16 protein-coding genes, 1 tRNA gene and 2 pseudogenes are annotated in these 16,985 nt (G+C 70.0%); 13 read left to right on the top strand and 6 right to left on the bottom strand.

Annotated elements, in window-relative coordinates; all coding sequences use genetic code 11:
- Positions 1 to 9 precede the first annotated feature (9 nt).
- On the top strand, positions 10 to 510 hold the full coding sequence (locus tag ACVDFE_RS04880; RefSeq protein WP_360385022.1) for an NUDIX domain-containing protein: 501 nt from the start codon (positions 10 to 12) through the stop codon (positions 508 to 510).
- Here the strand turns inward: ACVDFE_RS04880 and ACVDFE_RS04875 are convergent.
- Complete coding sequence (locus tag ACVDFE_RS04875; RefSeq protein WP_360385024.1) at positions 496 to 1,056, bottom strand: nitroreductase family protein; 561 nt, start codon at positions 1,054 to 1,056, stop codon at positions 496 to 498. The two genes, ACVDFE_RS04880 and ACVDFE_RS04875, sit on opposite strands and share 15 nt — an antisense overlap.
- On the bottom strand, positions 1,056 to 2,276 hold the full coding sequence (locus ACVDFE_RS04870) for a hypothetical protein (RefSeq protein ID WP_458429698.1): 1,221 nt from the start codon (positions 2,274 to 2,276) through the stop codon (positions 1,056 to 1,058). The genes ACVDFE_RS04875 and ACVDFE_RS04870 overlap by 1 nt, the downstream gene beginning before the upstream one ends.
- Positions 2,277 to 2,382: 106 nt before the next feature.
- Between ACVDFE_RS04870 and ACVDFE_RS04865 the strand changes: the two genes are divergently transcribed.
- Both ACVDFE_RS04865 and ACVDFE_RS04860 read left to right on the top strand, forming a co-directional pair.
- On the top strand, positions 2,383 to 3,648 hold the full coding sequence (locus ACVDFE_RS04865; protein ID WP_360385028.1) for an aspartate kinase: 1,266 nt from the start codon (positions 2,383 to 2,385) through the stop codon (positions 3,646 to 3,648).
- Positions 3,645 to 4,710 (top strand): annotated as a pseudogene (locus tag ACVDFE_RS04860) (aspartate-semialdehyde dehydrogenase). The gene ACVDFE_RS04865 and the pseudogene ACVDFE_RS04860 overlap by 4 nt, the downstream one beginning before the upstream one ends.
- A 352-nt stretch (positions 4,711 to 5,062) precedes the next feature.
- Here ACVDFE_RS04860 and ACVDFE_RS04855 read toward each other — a convergent pair.
- Positions 5,063 to 5,695: a hypothetical protein gene (locus ACVDFE_RS04855; RefSeq protein WP_458429697.1), complete on the bottom strand. Its 633-nt coding sequence runs from the start codon at positions 5,693 to 5,695 to the stop codon at positions 5,063 to 5,065.
- A 308-nt stretch (positions 5,696 to 6,003) separates the two neighbouring features.
- Here ACVDFE_RS04855 and ACVDFE_RS04850 point away from each other — a divergent pair.
- The 5 genes and pseudogenes from ACVDFE_RS04850 to ACVDFE_RS04830 all read left to right on the top strand — a co-directional run.
- Positions 6,004 to 6,318: pseudogene (locus ACVDFE_RS04850) on the top strand (ADP-ribosylglycohydrolase family protein); the annotation flags it as partial.
- 94 nt (positions 6,319 to 6,412) lie between these two features.
- Positions 6,413 to 6,478, top strand: coding sequence for a hypothetical protein (locus ACVDFE_RS04845; protein ID WP_458434265.1), 66 nt, complete (start codon positions 6,413 to 6,415; stop codon positions 6,476 to 6,478).
- A 127-nt stretch (positions 6,479 to 6,605) separates the two neighbouring features.
- Positions 6,606 to 7,346 carry a class I SAM-dependent methyltransferase gene (locus tag ACVDFE_RS04840; protein WP_458429696.1) on the top strand — a complete coding sequence of 247 codons (741 nt, stop codon included), beginning with the start codon at positions 6,606 to 6,608 and terminating at the stop codon, positions 7,344 to 7,346.
- Positions 7,343 to 8,740 carry a gluconokinase gene (locus ACVDFE_RS04835; RefSeq protein ID WP_360385035.1) on the top strand — a complete coding sequence of 466 codons (1,398 nt, stop codon included), beginning with the start codon at positions 7,343 to 7,345 and terminating at the stop codon, positions 8,738 to 8,740. Before ACVDFE_RS04840 ends, ACVDFE_RS04835 begins: the two co-directional genes overlap by 4 nt.
- Before the next feature lie 61 nt (positions 8,741 to 8,801).
- Positions 8,802 to 9,974, top strand: a complete 1,173-nt coding sequence (locus tag ACVDFE_RS04830) for an MFS transporter (RefSeq protein ID WP_360385037.1) — start codon at positions 8,802 to 8,804, stop codon at positions 9,972 to 9,974.
- Between the two features lie 33 nt (positions 9,975 to 10,007).
- Here the strand turns inward: ACVDFE_RS04830 and ACVDFE_RS04825 are convergent, their stop codons facing one another.
- Positions 10,008 to 10,478, bottom strand: a complete 471-nt coding sequence (locus ACVDFE_RS04825) for a GatB/YqeY domain-containing protein (protein WP_360385039.1) — start codon at positions 10,476 to 10,478, stop codon at positions 10,008 to 10,010.
- Positions 10,479 to 10,546: 68 nt separating this feature from the next.
- Between ACVDFE_RS04825 and ACVDFE_RS04820 the strand changes: the two genes are divergently transcribed.
- The 3 genes from ACVDFE_RS04820 to ACVDFE_RS04810 all read left to right on the top strand — a co-directional run bounded on the left by ACVDFE_RS04820 (position 10,547) and on the right by ACVDFE_RS04810 (position 12,238).
- Positions 10,547 to 11,500 (top strand): metallophosphoesterase, encoded by a 954-nt coding sequence (locus ACVDFE_RS04820; protein ID WP_360385041.1) that lies wholly within the window; start codon positions 10,547 to 10,549, stop codon positions 11,498 to 11,500.
- An 18-nt stretch (positions 11,501 to 11,518) separates the two neighbouring features.
- A tRNA-Pro gene (locus ACVDFE_RS04815) sits at positions 11,519 to 11,592 on the top strand.
- Positions 11,593 to 12,016: 424 nt separating this feature from the next.
- Positions 12,017 to 12,238, top strand: a complete 222-nt coding sequence (locus ACVDFE_RS04810) for a hypothetical protein (protein ID WP_360385047.1) — start codon at positions 12,017 to 12,019, stop codon at positions 12,236 to 12,238.
- A gap of 15 nt (positions 12,239 to 12,253) precedes the next feature.
- Here ACVDFE_RS04810 and ACVDFE_RS04805 read toward each other — a convergent pair whose 3' ends face one another.
- On the bottom strand, positions 12,254 to 12,733 hold the full coding sequence (locus ACVDFE_RS04805; protein WP_458429695.1) for a GAF domain-containing protein: 480 nt from the start codon (positions 12,731 to 12,733) through the stop codon (positions 12,254 to 12,256).
- 79 nt (positions 12,734 to 12,812) lie between these two features.
- On the opposite strand from ACVDFE_RS04805, the gene ACVDFE_RS04800 reads away from it, so the two are divergent.
- The gene (locus ACVDFE_RS04800) at positions 12,813 to 14,624 is read left to right on the top strand and encodes a prolyl oligopeptidase family serine peptidase (RefSeq protein WP_360385051.1); all 1,812 of its coding nucleotides are present in this window, start codon (positions 12,813 to 12,815) and stop codon (positions 14,622 to 14,624) included.
- Between the two features lie 84 nt (positions 14,625 to 14,708).
- Positions 14,709 to 15,902, top strand: coding sequence for an MFS transporter (locus ACVDFE_RS04795; protein ID WP_458429694.1), 1,194 nt, complete (start codon positions 14,709 to 14,711; stop codon positions 15,900 to 15,902).
- Here the strand turns inward: ACVDFE_RS04795 and ACVDFE_RS04790 are convergent.
- Positions 15,878 to 16,930, bottom strand: a complete 1,053-nt coding sequence (locus ACVDFE_RS04790; protein ID WP_458429693.1) for an alpha/beta hydrolase — start codon at positions 16,928 to 16,930, stop codon at positions 15,878 to 15,880. The genes ACVDFE_RS04795 and ACVDFE_RS04790 overlap by 25 nt on opposite strands.
- Positions 16,931 to 16,985: the final 55 nt, after the last annotated feature.

Raw genomic sequence — 16,985 nt, 5'->3', positions numbered from 1 at the left:
CGTTTGGCCATGGCGCGCGACGACTTCTGCGACAACTGCGGCACCGCGTACGCGGACACGTCCGCATACCCCCGCAAGTGCCCCCGCTGTGCGCACATGGTGTGGGCGAACCCGTCGCCGGTCGTCGTGCTGCTCGTGCCGGTCAAGGACGGGCCCAGGACCGGGTTGCTCACGGTGCGGCGCGCCATCCCGCCGGTCGGGCAGCTGGCGTTCGTCAGCGGGTTCATGGAGCGCGGCGAGTCGTGGCAGTGCAGTGCGGCGCGCGAGCTCGAAGAGGAGGCCGGCGTCAGCGTCGACCCCGGTGAGCTGCGGCCGTTGCACTTCGTGTCCACGCCGGACGGCGGCACGGTGCTGTTGTTCGCCACCGCGCCCGCCATCAACGCCGAGGACATGCCGCCGTTCGTGCCGAACGAGGAGGCGTCCGAGCGGAAGGTCATCTTCGAGTGCGAGCCGTTGGCGTTCCCGCTGCACAACGAGGTCGCCACGAAGTACTTCTCAACCGAACAGTGACTCGCCCCAGGTGCCGGTGAACACCGTCTCGGACAACGGCAACCGCTGGCGTTCCCGCTGTTCGCGAGCCTGGAGGTCCTCCGGCAGGTCCGCGAGGTCCCCGATCCGGCCCACGGCCATCGCCACCAGCGGGCGCACGTCGGCGGGCATCGCGAACGCGGTGTGGGTGGCTTCCCTGTCGAAGCCGCCCATCATGTGCGTGACCAGGCCCAGGTCGACGGCCTGCAGGGCGATGTTCTCCATCGCGAGACCCAGGCCGAACTCGGCGTTCGGGATCGGTCCGCGGTCGTCGGTCGTGAGCACGCAGCCGACGAGCAGCACGGAGGCGCGCACCGCCCACGTCTGGTTGCCGGGGCGCAGGGTGTCGAAGACCTTGTCGAACGTCGGGGTGCCGCGGTGGCCCACGACGAACCGGGCGGGTTGGCTGTTGCCGTGCGACGGGGCCCAGCGGGCGGCCTCCAGCAGCACGCGCAGCTCGTCGTCGGACACGGTGGCGTCAGCGGAGAAGGCGCGAGGGCTCCAGCGCTGCGAGATCAGCTCGTTCATCAGATCGCATAGTCCCAAACGGCGAGCGCGTACGCACCGAACCAGGCGCTGAACAGGACGGTCACGCCGAGCACGGTCACGAGGGTGGACAGTCGGCGGCGCGCGAGGACCAGGGCCAGCGGCACCAGCAGCGTGAACGCCGGCAGCAGCAGGCGGGCCTTCGAGTTCATCAGGCCGTTCGAGCCGAGGTCCATGACCAGCACGCCGATGCCGTAGACGACCAGCGGCCACTCCAGGCGGCGCTGGAAGGCGTAGACGACCAGGGCGATGGCCAGCACCAGCAGCCAGACCGTGCCGATCTCCAGCGCCGAGCGCGGTTCGCCGAGGTGTTGCAGGGCGAACGTCCAGGTCGCCTCGCCGCCGTCGAACTTCGAGCCCCAGCCGCGTTGCTGCACGCCGAACCAGCCGGCGAGGTCGCCGGTGCGGACGGCCACCCAGCCGAGGTAGCCCAGCAGGCCGACCGGGGCGACCAGGCCACCGGCCCACGCCCGCCAGTCGCGCCGGTCGCCGAGGACCGCGACCAGGGCGGCCAGGCAGACCGCCGCGATCAGCGCGCCCGCGGTCGGGCGGACCAGACCCGCGGCCGCGCAGCAGACACCCGCCACGACCCACTGCCTGCGCACCACGCCGACCAGCGCCCACACGGCGAACGCGCAGAACGTGGCCTCGGAGTAGGTCATCGACAGCACGATGCCCATGGGGGAGGCGGCGAACAGCGTGACCAGCACCAGACCGGCACGCGAGGAGCCGGTGCGGACCGCGCGGCCGAGCACGAACAGGCCGTACGCGCAGAACAGGCCGCTGATCAGGCTCACCGCGAACGCCGCGCCCTGCACGCTCACGCCCGGCAGGCCGTCGACCCACCTGACCAGCGCCGGGTAGCCGGGGAAGAACGCGAGCGGGGTCTCCGCCGACCGCTTGCCCGCCGCGTCGACCAGGCGCATCGGCACGCCGTTGTAGCCGTGCTCGGCGATCGCCAGGAACCACTCGCCGTCCCACGAGCCCAGCTCGCCGGCCACGGTCATCCGCGTGCCACCGCGGCTGTTCTGGTGGTCGACCATCCAGCCGAGCACGACCAGGCCGAGCTGGCGCACGAAGAGGTAGATGAGCGCCGGGGCGACCCACAGCGCGGCGGGGTGTCTCAGCAGTTCGCCGACGCGGGGTCGCGGAGCGCGTTCGGGCATCGAGGGAGAAGCCTCCACCACATCGACTGACGACACCCGGACAGAGTAGTCACGCGCATCACGGCTCCAGAGTCTCACCAGGTGGTCCGGGTAGGCTGCCTACGACGTGCGGTTTTAGTCGCGTGTGAGGGAGGTTGGGTCGGTGGCGCTCGTCGTCCAGAAGTACGGCGGTTCATCGGTGGGAAGTGCCGAGCGGATCAAACGCGTGGCCGAGCGCATCGTCGCGACCAAGAAGGCGGGCAACGACGTCGTTGTCGTCGTGTCGGCCATGGGCGACACGACCGACGAGCTGCTCGACCTCGCCCACCAGGTCGCCCCGGTGCCGCCGGTGCGCGAGCTCGACATGCTGCTCACCTCGGGTGAGCGGATCTCGATGTCGCTGCTCGCCATGGCGATCAACACGCTGGGTGCCGAGGCGCGGTCCTACACGGGCTCGCAGGCCGGCGTGATCACGACGTCCGTGCACGGCAAGGCCCGGATCATCGACGTGACGCCGAGCCGGATCCAGGACGCGCTCTCGGACGGGGCGATCGCGATCGTCGCCGGGTTCCAGGGCGTGAGCCAGGACTCCAAGGAGATCACCACGCTCGGCCGCGGCGGCAGCGACACCACGGCGGTGGCGCTCGCGGCGGCGACGAAGGCCGACGTGTGCGAGATCTACACCGACGTGGACGGCGTCTACACCGCCGACCCGCGCATCGTGCCGAACGCGAGGAAGCTCGACACGATCACCTACGAGGAAATGCTCGAGATGGCCGCCTGCGGCGCGAAGGTGCTGATGCTCCGCTGTGTGGAGTACGCCCGCCGCTACGGCGTCCCCGTGCACGTCCGTTCGTCGTTCAGCAACAAGACCGGAACCATCGTGTCCGGTTCAGTGGAGGACGCTTCCGTGGAACAGGCGATGATCACCGGCGTCGCGCACGACCGGTCCGAAGCCAAGATCACCGTTACCGCCGTCCCCGACCACCCCGGCATCGCGGCCAAGATCTTCCGGGTGGTGGCGCAGGCGGAGCTCGACATCGACATGGTCGTGCAGAACGTCTCGCAGGCCGCCTCCGGCCGCACCGACATCACGTTCACGCTGTCGAAGGACGACGGCCCGCGTGCGGTGGCCGCGCTGGAGAAGGCCCGCGGCGAGATCGGGTTCGACCAGGTCCTCTACGACGAGCACGTCGGCAAGGTGTCGCTGATCGGCGCGGGCATGCGCTCGCACCCCGGTGTCACGGCCACGTTCTGCGAGGCGCTGGCCACGGCCGGCGTCAACATCGACATCATCTCCACCTCGGAGATCCGCATCTCGGTCATCTGCCGCGACACCCAGCTCGACGACGCCGTGCGCGCCCTGCACGACGCGTTCGACCTGGGCACCGACGAAGAGGCCGTCGTCTACGCAGGGACTGGCCGATGACCGCCCCCGTGCTCGCGCTGGTGGGCGCGACCGGTGCCGTGGGCACCGTGATGATCGACATCATGAACACCCGCTCCTCCGTGCCGTGGGGCGAGATCCGGCTGATCGCGTCCGCGCGCTCGGCGGGCAAGAAGATCAACGTACGCGGCCAGGAGCTGCACGGTCGTCGCGCTCTCGCCGGAGGCCTTCGACGGCGTCGACATCGCGATGTTCGACGTGCCGGACGAGGTCTCGGCCGAGTGGGCCCCGATCGCCGCCGAGCGCGGTGCCATCGCGATCGACAACTCCGGCGCGTTCCGCATGGACGCGGACGTGCCGCTGGTCGTGCCCGAGGTCAACGCGGACCAGATCGACAACCGCCCGCGCGGCATCATCGCGAACCCGAACTGCACGACGCTGTCGATGATGGCGGCGCTCGGTGCCCTGCACCGCGAGTTCGAGCTCAAGGAACTCGTCGTCGCCTCCTACCAGGCGGCGTCCGGCGCGGGCCAGTCCGGCATCGACCGCCTGTACGCCGAGATCAGCGCGCTGGCCGGCAAGGAGGCGGGGGTCGTCGCGGGTGACGTGGCGCAGGCGCTGTCCGCCGCCGGCCTGTCCGCCGAGGACTCGCCGTTCCCGGCCCCGCTGGTGCTGAACGTGGTGCCGTGGGCGGGTTCGGTGAAGGACGACGGCTGGTCGTCGGAGGAGCTGAAGGTCCGCAACGAGGCCCGCAAGATCCTCGGCATCCCCGACCTGAAGGTTTCCGCCACCTGCGTGCGCGTCCCCGTCGTGACCACGCACTCGCTGGCCGTCCACGCGACGTTCGCCCGTGAGGTCACCGTCGAGGCGGCGCACAAGATCTTCTCCGAGCAGCCGACCATCGTCCTCGTCGACGACCCGGCGGCGGGCAAGTTCCCGACGCCCGCCGAGGTCGTGGGCGGCGACCCCACGTACGTGGGCCGCGTGCGGCAGGCGCTGGACTTCCCGAACACGCTCGACTTCTTCGTGTGCGGCGACAACCTGCGCAAGGGCGCCGCGCTGAACACCTACGAGGTCGCGGAAGAGCTCGCGAAGCGCCTCTGAGTCGACGTCTTCTCTCGCCGCCCGTCCCGATGGGGTCGGGCGGCGGTGGGGGAGATCCAGTGGCTTTAGCCGCCACGACCGCAGCAGGTCATGGCGGCGTTCCAAGGTTCCGCACACGGCGTCGGCGTCCGCACGGGACTGGTCGCGTGCTGCGCAGAAGACCCGAAGGTGGCGCTGGCGCAGTGGGCCAGCCGATCGACCGATCTCAGCCGTCATTGTCGAACAAGCCGTCGCCGGTGATCTCGGTTATCCTTGTGAGGCCGTCGACGTATGTCCATTGTGGCGAAATTGTGCTGGCAGCGTGGGTGTCAACTCCAGCGTTCGATCCTCTGCCAAAGGCTGCTAAGTCGATTTACGTCCCCTTCCTCTGCTCAACTTCGCGGACGTGCGGCGAAAAGGTACGATCCTTTTCGTGTGCAATTCCGAGATCCAGCCTTATGGCGGTGATGACATCATTAATAATCTCGGTGGCGTCACCCCAGAATGCGCCAGATCCTATCTGTCCATCCCGTTCGGGTAGGGTGCCATCTAAAATTTGATGAGTGAATGATGAGTAAGTTCCAAGCGCTTCCCTCAGGATTCCTTGGGCTTGCTCATCGGTGGCGAGCAGATCGACCTGATCTTGATAATCGATGTGTTCTAGGCCAGCCTCTTCGAGGCGTTCCTTCAGGTCGGATGGAAGCTTTTCATTGGCTAAGATTGCCGTGGATCCATCCAGAATGGCGTCGTGCCACCTCTTGGTGAAGGCGAGTATTTCGCTATAGGTCTCAAACTTCTTGTCACGCCAGTGCGCCCTGTTCGCCTCGCGTCGCATGTCCGCTTCTTTGGCTATCTCCCTTTTCCAGCGCAGCTCTTCTCGCTCTTGCTCGAGCCTCCAGCGGCGATCCTCGCGCCGAGAGTTAATCAGCTGTCCGGCAATGACGCCGACGAGGCCGATGACGCCGACAATAATTGGTATCCATACAGATACTTGAGGTGTGTTCACCTGGGCACTGTATCGCCTGAGTTAGTTCGGTTTCTACTCTGCTTGCGCGCCGTCAATTAATATATTGGCGTCACGCAGCACGCGTACCAAAGTTGGCTGCACACGTAGAAAACGTCGTAGGCCAAAGCGTATGGCCCACTGTCCACTCTGGAGGAACGGACGGCTGGCTGGTCACGCACCAAGACCTGTTCCGCATGCGTGCGCAGTGACTCACGTGCACGAGTGCGTTGTAGGACTATGCGCGCGCACGGGGCGAGCAAGCCACGATCTTCAAGCCTGCCAACGTCTCCAAGGGCTGCGGCGATGTCATGCGGGTCGCGCCGGTGGCGCTCGCCGACGACGACCCGAGCGTCGTATTCTCGCTCGCGGCGGACAACGCCGCGCTGATCCACGGCCACCCCAGCGGGTACCTGTCGGCCGGCGCGCTCACCGTGCTCGTCCACCAGCTGTTGCGCGGCAACGGGTTGCTCGACGCCGCCGACGTGGCGATGAGCTCGCTCATCCGGCGGGAAAATCACGAGGAGGCCGTCGCCGGCCTCGAACACGCCATCGAGCTGGCCGCCCTCGGTGAGCCGGACGTCGCTCGCGTCGAGGAGCTTGGCCGGGGCGGTGTCGGCGAAACGGCGCTCGCGATCGCGCTGTACGTCGCGCTGGTCACCGACGATCCAAACGAGGCGTTGCTCGGTGTCGGTCAACCAAGGCGGCGACAGCGACTCGATGGCGTCCATGTGCGGCAACCTGGTCGGCGCGCTGCACGGTGTGGACAGAATCCGGCCGGACTAGGTCGAGCGAGTGCAGTTCCGGAACGTGATCGACTGAATGATCACCGACTGGGCCATCGAGACCGGTCCCACGACGCCGCTGGCACGGGAGTGGTTCCGCCGCCACCCGCCCACCTAGGGTGGTCGGCATGGCGGAGAGCGACGAGCAGTACGACGCGCTGGGGGCGGTCTACGAGCGCGCCAAGCACATCCCGACCGGACTGGCCGAACGCGCCACGCTGCTGTCGGCAGTCGGGGACGTGCGCGGCCGGAGCGTGCTGGACGTGGCCTGCGGCACCGGGTTCTACCCGCGGCTCTTCCACGACCTCGGTGCGACGCGGGTCGTGGGCGTCGACTCGGCCGGTGAGATGGTCGGCTACGCCCGGTACGTCGAGGACCGTGAACCGCGCGGCATCACCTACGCCCAGCACGACGCCACGAACCTGCCGGTGCTCGGCGAGTTCGACGTCGTCACGGCCGTGTGGCTGCTCGGGTACGCCGACGACGTGCGCGCGCTCGACGTCATGATCGGCAACCTGATCGCGAACCTCGCGCCCGGCGGGCGGCTCGTCGTCGTGGTGCCGAACCCGGACGGCGACTGGGACCTGTTCGCGCAGTACGGCCGCTACGGCTACGAGATCACCCGCACCGGGCCGATGGACGTCAAGCAGCCGGTCCGCGTGCACGTGCTGGGCGACCCGCCGTTCGACTTCGACTCCTTCTTCTGGGAGCGCGGCGTGTTCGACGAGGCGTTGCGGCGTGCTGGGCTCGCGGACGTGACGCGCCACCCCGTCGTGCTGCCGGACGACGACCGCGGCGCCGAGTTCTGGGAACCGCTGCGGACCTCGCCGAGCTTCGCGGTCTTCAGCGCGGCGAGGGGCGAGTCGTGATCGTCCTGGCGGTCGACCTGGGCACCACGGCCACGAAGGTGGTCGCGGTGGACGAGCAGGCGCGCGTGGTCGCCTCGACCGAGCGCAGATATCCCATGCGCACCAGCGGTCTTGAGGCGACGCACGACCCGCTGGTGGTGCTCGCGGCAGCGTTTGACGCGCTGCGCGAGCTGGCCTCCGATGACGTGCGCGCCATCGCGTTGACCGGCGCGATGCACACGATCATGGGGCTGGACGCGGACCTCAGGCCCGTCACCGAGTCGCTCAGCTGGGCCGACAACCGCGCGGTCGAGCAGACGGAACGGTTGCGCGGCACCGAGGAGGGGCGCGAGCTGCACCGGATGACCGGCGCGCCGATCCACTCGTTCACGCCGCTGATGAAGCTCGCCTGGTTCCACGAGAACGGCGTGCGGGCCGCGAAGTGGTGCGAGATCAAGGACTTCGTGCACCTGCACCTGACCGGCGTGCTGCTGAACGAGCACTCGTCCGGCTCCGGCACGGGCCTGATGGACATCCACTCGCTGCAGTGGCACGCGCCGTCGCTGGAGTTCGCCGGGGTCACCGCGGACCAGCTCCCGCCGCTCGTCGACCCCACGCACGCCACCCCGTTGACCGCGGAGATCCCGGGGCTGCGCAAGGGGATTCCGGTCGTCGTCGGCGGTGGCGACGGGCCGTTGGGCAACCTCGGCGTCGGCGCGGCCACGCCCGGCGCGGGGGCGGTGTCGCTCGGCACCTCGGGTGCGCTGCGGGTGGCCCAGCTGGGACCGGGCATCGACGACCAGGGCCGCACGTTCAGCTACGCCATCGCCGAGGGGCTGTGGGTGCGGGGCGGGGCGATCAGCAACGGCGGTGTGGTCGCGCAGTGGGCGTCCGAGACGTTCGGCGTCCCGGTCGGCGACCTGCTCGACCAGGCGCTGCACGCCGACTCCGACGGGCTGGTGGCGCTGCCGTACCTGCTCGGCGAACGCGCGCCGTGGTGGGACCCGACCGCGCACGCCGCGTTGCTCGGCCTGCGCCGCGAACACACGCCGGCGCAGATCACCAAGGCGCTCGTCGAGGGAGCCTGCCAGCAGCTCGCGCTCGTGCTCGACGCCGTTCCGCTGGTCGAGTCGATCCGGATCACCGGCGGGGCGTTCCGCGCGCAGGTCTGGGCGCAGGTGCTGGCGAACGCGCTCGGGATGCCGTTGCACCTCACCGAGGACAGCGGCGGCTCGGCCGTGGGCGCCGCGCTGCTGGCGTGGCGGTCGCTGGACGTGATCGAGTCGCTGACCGTCGACCTCGTGCGGCCGATCAGGACGATCACGCCGGACCCGGACGCGATCACGCGGTACGCGATGGCCCGGCCGTTCGTGGCGAAGGCCTACCGGGCGTTGGAGGACCTCTACTCCGTGTGATCTTGAGTACATCAAGAAAACGCGCTGTTAAATCATTAGCCAGGCAAAGTAAGCATGGGGTGTGAACCTCGCCCCGTTCAAACACGTCCTCGCGCTGCCCAGGGTCCGCCCGCTGGTGCTGTTGATGTTGTTTGCGCGGATGCCGTCGGCGGCGACCGGCGTGATCCTCACGTTGCACGTCGCCGTCACGCTGGACAAGGGCTACGGCGCGGCCGGGCTCGTCGGCGCGGCCGGCACCGTCGGCATGGGGCTGGGCGCCCCGCTGATGGGCAAGCTGATCGACGAACGCGGCCTGCGCACGATGCTCGCGCTGAGCGTCACGGCGTCGGGCACGTTCTGGCTGGTCGCGCCGTTGATGTCGTACTGGGTGCTGCTGGCGGCGTCGTTCGCCGTGGGCCTGCTCAGCGTGCCGATGATGTCGGTCGGCCGGCAGATCGTCACCGCGCTGGTGCCGGTGGCGCAGCGCCGGGTCGCGCTGTCGCTCGACTCGATCTCCGTCGAGCTGTCGTTCATGGCCGGTCCCGCGCTCGGGGTGTTCGTGGCGACCCGGTTCTCCACCAGCGCGGCGCTGGTGTCCATCGGCATCTCGATCCTGGTCGCGGGTGTCCTGCTGTACGCGGCGAACCCGCCGATGGTGCACCAGGACGAGGTCCTCGACGGCCCGAAGCCGCGGGTGCGGGAATGGCTGCGCGGTCCGGTCGTCGGAGTGTTCGTGGTGTGCGCGGGAGCGACGCTCTGCCTGGTGGGCATGGAGGTCTCGACGATCGCGAGCCTGGAGCACGCCGGCAAGCAGAGCTGGCTCGGGGTCGCGTTCTTCGCGATGTGCGCGTCGTCGATCACCGGCGGCCTGGTCTACGGCGGCGTGAAGCGGACGCCGAGCGTGCTCGTGCTGCTGGCGTTGATGGGGCTGTTCGAGATGCCGGTGGGACTGGGCGACGGCAGCGTGCTGTGGCTGTGCCTGCTGCTCATCCCGATGAACCTCATGTGCGCGCCGCTGATCGCGGCGTCCGGCGAGCACATCAGCCGGCTCGCCCCGGCCACGGCACGCGGGCTCGCCATGGGGTTGCAGGGCTCGGCGTTCACCATCGGCAGCGCGATCGGCTCACCGCTCGCCGGCGTGGCGATCGACCACGGCGGCGCACCGCTCGGGTACGTGGTGGTCGGCGCGGGCGGGCTGGCGGTGGCGGGGATCGGCTGGCTGCTCGCCCGGCGGCGCGACCGCGTGCCGGCCTGACGAAGGCCCCTCCGCGGAGGGGCCTTCCCGTTCTCAGGAGGTCAGCTTCGCCTTCACCGCGGCGGCCACCCGGCCACCCTCGGCGCGACCGGCCACCTCGGCGTTGACGGCCTTCATGACCTGACCCATCTGCTTCGGGCCGGGCGTCTCACCGGACTGCTCGGCCAGCGCGGCCACCGCCCTGTCCACAATGGACGCGATCTCGGCGTCGTCGAGCTGCTTCGGCAGGTACGCCTCCAGAACGGCGAGCTCGGCCCGCTCCAGCTCGGCCTTCTCCGCGCGCCCCGCACCCGCGAAGGCCTCCGCGGCCTCCTTGCGCTTCTTGGCCTCGCGCATCAGCACCTTCACGACCTCGTCGTCGCTGAGCACACGGGCCTGCTCGCCCGCGACCTCCTCGTTCGTCACCGCCGTGAGGGCCATGCGCAGAGCGCCGGCCGTGACCGTCTCCCTGGCCTTCATGGCCGCAGTCAGGTCGTTCTGCAGCCGCGTCTTCAACTCCGCCATGGCGCAGAACGGTACCGCCCGCCGGATGCGGCGCCGATCGAGTTATCCGTCTTCCGTACCCTTGACACGTGAACAAGCTCGGCCGCGCGCTCCTCGCCACGACCGCCCTCGGCACCGCGACCATCGCGTACGCGGCGGGAATCGAGAGAAGGCACTGGACCCTGCGCACCGCGACGGTCCCCGTTCTCGCCCCCGGCGCCAAGCCGATGAGGGTGTTGCACATCTCAGACCTGCACATGACCCCGAACCAGGTCTCCAAGCAGCGCTGGGTCGCCGCGCTGAACGACCTGGACCCGGACCTGGTCGTGAACACCGGCGACAACCTCGCCCACAAGGACGCCGTCCCCGCCGTCCTGCGCGCACTGGGCCCCCTGCTGGACCGCCCCGGCCTCTTCGTCTTCGGCAGCAACGACTACTACGCCCCGCGGATGAAGAACCCGGTCCGCTACCTGCTGCCCTCGGCCAAGACCAAGCGCATCCACGGCGTCACCCTCCCGTGGCGCGACCTGCGCGCCGGGATGATCGAACGCGGCTGGCACGACCTCACCCACGTCCGCCGCTCCATCGAGGTCGCAGGCCAGACCGTGTTCGCCGCGGGCCTCGACGACCCGCACCTCAAGCGCGACCGCTACGCCGACATCGCCGGCACCCCGGACCCCAGGGCCGCCCTGCGCCTCGGCGTCACGCACTCCCCGGAACCCCGCGTCCTCGACCCGTTCGCCGCCGACGGCTACGACTTCGTGATGGCGGGCCACACCCACGGCGGCCAGCTCCGCGTCCCGTTCTACGGCGCCCTGGTCACGAACTGCGAGCTCGACCGCGGCCGTGCCCGCGGCGTCTCCCGCTGGGGCTCCCACATGTGGATGAACGTGTCGGCCGGCATGGGCACCTCGCCCTACGCCCCGGTGCGTTTCTGCTGCCCTCCGGAAGCCTCGCTGCTGACCCTCGTTCCGAGGCCTGTCATGCCTGGTCAGGGCCGTAATGAGGGGGTCCGATTCGGAGCTGGGAAGAACATGATGTAGAGTTCTACTCGTTCCCACCGGGGTGTGGCGCAGCTTGGTAGCGCGCTTCGTTCGGGACGAAGAGGTCGCAGGTTCAAATCCTGTCACCCCGATTGAGAATCGGGCCTGGTTCCATCATGCGATGGTGCCAGGCCCGATTTTTGTTTGTGCGGAACGATTTCCGCCCGCTCGGGCCGCGCCTCGGCGGCGGTCGCCGGCGGCTGCTGCGGGTCTCGCCGGGACATCGGTCTGCTTCGCAGAGTCGAAGGTCCCGCACTTCCCGGAAAAAGTAGTGAATCCACCCTCAAAAATCACACGATCGGGCGACACGTATCGACACGGGTGGCCGCAGCAGTCACCGTGAGTTCACGGTCACAGCGCCATCGTTCCAGGTCAAACATGCGGAACGGCCACGTAGCGTTAGCCACTCCGAGTGAAGGTTGACGATTCAAGTCACGTTGCGTAACAGGCGCCAAGATCGACGCGACAAGCTGGACGACGTGTTCGGCACTTGTTGAACAAATCGGGAGACGCTCCATGAACTCCGCCACCGCTGCGAAACCCCTTCACAAGTCGTGGCTCGTCGTAGCCGCCAAGACCGTTGTCGTGCTGCAAGCGCTGGCGATCGTGTACCTGCTGACGTCGGTGTGGGTGACCGTCGCCGTCGTCGCCGCTGTCGTCGTCGTGTTCGCGGCGGTCAAGGCGCTCGGCCGGGCGTCGAAGCAGGTCGACCGGATCTTCGAGGAAGAGCTCGGCTGAGCCGTGCGACCGGCGCTAGCTGAGGAACCCGCGCGCGGGCAGGCCCTCGGGGAACCGCTCCAGCGCCACGCCCGCCGCGGCGGCCAGCGCCTCCAGTGCCGACGTCTCCGACTCGGACGCGGTGTGCGGCACCGCCCAGTAGCACCCGATCGCCCCGATGGGCAGCGGCCGCAGGATCGGCGTCACGACCAGGCTCCGCACGAACGTCGGCCGGTACGCCTCCTGCGGGATGCGCGCGTCGAACCGGATGTCGGTGATCACGACGGTCTTGCGGTTCAGCATCGCCCAGCCGCTGATGCAGTTCGCGGCGGGGAAGCGCTGGCCCTTCCACAACGGGCTCATCGAGTCCTCGTCCGCGTAGTAGCAGAGGTCGCCGTCCAGCAGCACGAGGGTCGCGCCGTGGGAGCGCAGCAGCGAACGGGCCGTCGTGCGGACGATCCGCTGCACTTCCTCCAACGAGGTCGCCTGGTCGAGCAGCTCCGTCGTGTCGGGCATTCGTCAACGTTAACGCGCACGAAGCCGCGCAGCCAGGGATTCCGGTCCCGCCGGACCGCCCCTGACCTAGTGTTGGGTTGTGACGACGCACCCCGCTCCAGAGGTTCCGGACCAGCTCTTCGACGACCCCGCCGCGGAGACCACGTGGCGCGAACGGTTCACCGCACCCCGGATGAGCCTGCCCGGCTGGGCCGATGACGCACCCGACCGCGCGCTGTACCTGTCCAACGCGAGCGGGGTGTGGGAGATCTACTGCTGGGACCGCGCCACCGACGAGCACCGCAGGGTCACCGACCGCCCGAACGGCACGTCGCACGGCACGCTGAACCCGGACGGCACCGAGATCTGGTGGTTCGACGACCACGACGGCGACGAGTTCGGCGTCTGGGTGCGCGAGCCGTTCCACGCCGACGGCAGCAAGGCCGAGCCCGCCGTGGAGGGCGTGACCGCCGGCTACCCGGCGGGGCTGGAGATCGGCCGCGAGCTCACGGCCGTCGCCGCATCGACCGACGACGGCACCACCGTCTGGCTGGCCCGCGGCGACCGCACCGAGGTGGTCTACCGCAACGAGAACGACGCCGGTGTCACCGCGCTCGCCAAGGACGAGTCGCTGGTCGCCATCGCGCACTCCGAGCACGGCGACAACCGGCACATGGCGTTGCGCGTGCTCTCCACCGCGGACGGTTCCACCGCGGCCGAGAAGTGGGACGGCAAGGGCAAGGGCCTCGACGCCGTCTCGTTCAGCCCGGTCCGCGGCGACCAGCGCCTGCTCGTGCTGCACGAGCGCCGCGGTCGCGAGGAGCTGCTCGTGTGGGACGTCGCCGCCGACACCGAGCAGGAGATCGTCCTCGACCTGCCGGGCGAGGTCGCGGCCGACTGGTACCCGGACGCCTCGGCGTTGCTGATCGTCCACACGCACCACGCGCGCAACACGGTGCACCGCTACGACCTCACGACCGGTGAGCTGTCCACCCTGGACACCGCGCCCGGTGTGATCGGCTCGGCCGGCGTGCGTCCCGACGGCACCGTCGAGTACTCCTGGTCGTCCGCGTCGAACTCGACCGTGATCCGCGCGCTGTCGGCCGACGGCACCGAACGCGTCCTCGTCGAACCCGCCGGCTCCCGCCCGGCCACGTCGCAGCCGCTGGAGGACGTGTTCGTCGGCGACGTCCACGCGCTGGTCTCCCGCCCGGCGGGGGAGGGCCCGTTCCCGACCGTCTTCATGGTCCACGGCGGCCCGCACTCCTCCGACGAGGACCGCTTCTCCGCCTACCGGGCCGTGTGGCTCGACGCGGGCTTCGCGATCGTCCACGTGAACTACCGCGGCTCCACCGGGTACGGCTCGAAGTGGCGCGACGCCATCGAGGGCCGCCCCGGTCTCACCGAGCTGGAGGACATCGCCGCCGTCCACGACTGGGCCGTCGAGTCCGGTCTGGCCGACCCGGCGCGGGTCGTGCTGAACGGCGCCTCCTGGGGCGGCTACCTGACGCTGCTCGGCCTCGGCACCCAGCCGGAGCGCTGGGCCGTCGGCATCGCGGGCGTCCCGGTGGCCGACTACCTCGCCGCCTACGAGGACGAGATGGAACCGCTGCGCGCCTTCGACCGCGCGCTCTTCGGCGGCTCCCCGGAGGACCTGCCCGACCTGTACCGCGAGTGCTCGCCGCTCACCTACGTCGACCGGGTCACCGCACCGGTGCTGGTCCTCGCGGGCGAGAACGACCCCCGCTGTCCGATCAGGCAGATCGACAACTACCTCGACGCCCTCGCGGAGCGCGGTCACACCTACGAGATGTACCGCTACGACGCGGGCCACGGCTCGCTGGTGGTCGCCGAGACCATGCGCCAGACGGCCGCTGAGGTGGACTTCGCCCGCCGCCACCTGGCGGGGTAGCCGCGGAACGGGGCCCTCCCGCCACGGTGGGAGGGCCCCGCCCGGGCCGGGAAATCACCTTGCCCGCGGGGTGACGATGTGGGGGTGAACCTCGCCCCCTTCCGGACCGTCCTCGCGCTGCCCGGTGTGCGGTCGCTGATGCTGCTGGTGCTGCTCGCGCGGATCGCCCCGACGGCGGCGGGTGTCACGGTGACGCTGCACGTCGTGACCTCGCTCGACAAGGGGTACGCGGCGGCGGGTGCCGTCGGGTTCGCGACCATGGTCGGCATCGGGCTCGGGTCGCCGCTGATGGGGCGGTTGATCGACCTGAGGGGTCTGCGGACCACCCTGGCCGTCAGCGCGGTCGTCGAGGGCGCGTTCTGGCTGACCGCGCCGATGATGAGCTACTCCCTGCTGTTGCCGCTGGCGTTCGCCAACGGGTTGTTCTCGGTGCCGGTGATGTCGATCGGCCGGCAGGCCCTCACGGCACTGGTGCCGGAACCGCAGCGCAGGCCCGCGTTCTCCCTCGACTCGATCTCCGTCGAGCTGTCGTTCATGGTCGGGCCGGCGGCGGGCGTGCTGCTCGCGACGAAGTTCTCGACCGGCCTGGCGCTCGTCTCCGTCGGCGTGGCGATCGTGCTCGCCTGCGTGCTGCTGTACGTGGTGAACCCGCCGCTGGTGCACGAGGACGAGGTGAGCGCGGAGCCGGCGCCGCGCTGGCAGGAGTGGCTGCGCGGGCCGATGGTCGCGGCGCTGATCATCCCGTTCGGGGCGACGATGGTGCTGTCGGGCATGGAGCTCGCCGCCATCGCCAGCCTGGAGCACGCCGGCCGGCAGGGCTGGCTCGGCGTGCTCTTCGTGGTGATGTGCGCGGCGTCGGCGTTCGGCGGGCTCGTCTACGGCGGTCTGCGGCGCGTGCCGGGAGGCGTGGTCCTGCTCGCGGGCATGGCGGTGCTGGAGCTGCCGGTGGGTCTCGGCGACGGCAACGTGGCGCTGCTGGCCCTCGCGCTGGTCCCGATGAACCTGTTGTGCGCGCCCACGATCGCCGCGTCGAGCGAGCAGATCAGCAAGCTCGCGCCCCCGTCCGCGCGCGGCGTGGCACTCGGCCTGCAGGGCTCGGCGTTCACGTTCGGGGTCGCGGCGGGACAACCGCTCGCGGGCCTCGCCGTGGACCACAGCGGGCCCGCGCTCGGGTTCGTCGTCGCGGGGCTGGCCGGACTGGTGGTCGCCGGTGTCGGCTGGCTGCTGAGCAGGCAGCGGACCGGCGACCGCGGTCAGGCCGTCTCGGCCACGTCCTGAGCGGAGTTCGCGAGGGCCAGGCCGGTCCGCAGCGCTCCGACGGCCTCCGACACGGCTTCGCGGAAGATCCCGCCGACGCCGAGCACGTTCGCGAAGCCGTGGAACAACCCCTCGTGCCGGCGCAGGACCACCGGAACGCCCTCGGCGGCCAGTCGTTCGGCGAACGCCTCGCCCTCGTCGCGCAACGGGTCGTAGCCCGCGGTCGCGACGTAGGTCGGCGGCAGCCCGGACAGGTCGTCGGCCAGCATGATCGACAGGCGCGGGTCGTGCCGGTCGCGGCCGCCGGAGCTGTACTGGTCGAGGAACCAGTCCATCTTCTCGTCGGTCAGGAAGAACCCGTTGCCGAAGACCTCCCGCGACCGGCGCCGCACCGACGCGTCCACGCCGGGGTAGAAGAGCAGCAGGAACGCCACGTCGACCTCGGCGCCGTGCGCGGTCACCGCGGCCAGGTTGCCACCCGCGCTGTCCCCGCCGAGCGCGATCCGGCGCGGGTCGACGCCCAGGTCCTCCGCCTTGGCCACGGCGTAGCGCAGCACCTCGGCCGCGTCGTCGGCCGCCGCGGGGAACGGGTGCTCCGGCGCGAGCCGGTAGTCCGCGGCCAGCACCCGCACGCCCGCCTCCCGCGCGAGGAACCGGCACAGGTTGTCGTGGCTCTCCAGGCTGCCGGTCACCCAGCCGCCACCGTGGTAGAAGATCAACAACGCGGAGCCGGGAGCGAGCCCGTCCGGCGTGTAGAGCCGCCCGGCGAACTCCCCGATCGCGAGGTCGCGGGTGCCCACACCGGTGATCTTCCGACCGGAGACGAGCTTCGAACTCAACTCCAGGTCTAGTCGGCTCTCCGATGCTGTCCTCGTGCGCCACCCGGTGCCGGACAGCTGCTGGAGGCGAAGCAGCAACTGGGCCTCGGGGTGCAGGTCCTGACCGTCCAGCCGGATCGGGCGGCCGGCGATCAGGCGGCGCACGGGAGCGGGCAGACCGAACGCGAAGCGCAGGGCGCCGGCCAGGACGCCGGCCCGGAAGTTCGACATGTGGTGCACGTTACTCGCGAGTAGTGCTGGATCTCCAGGTATCTGGAGGTGGAAG

The organism is Lentzea chajnantorensis (genome assembly GCF_054300775.1).
Note: the sequence above shows the minus strand (reverse complement) of the source record. Positions and strands in the feature narration are given on the sequence as shown.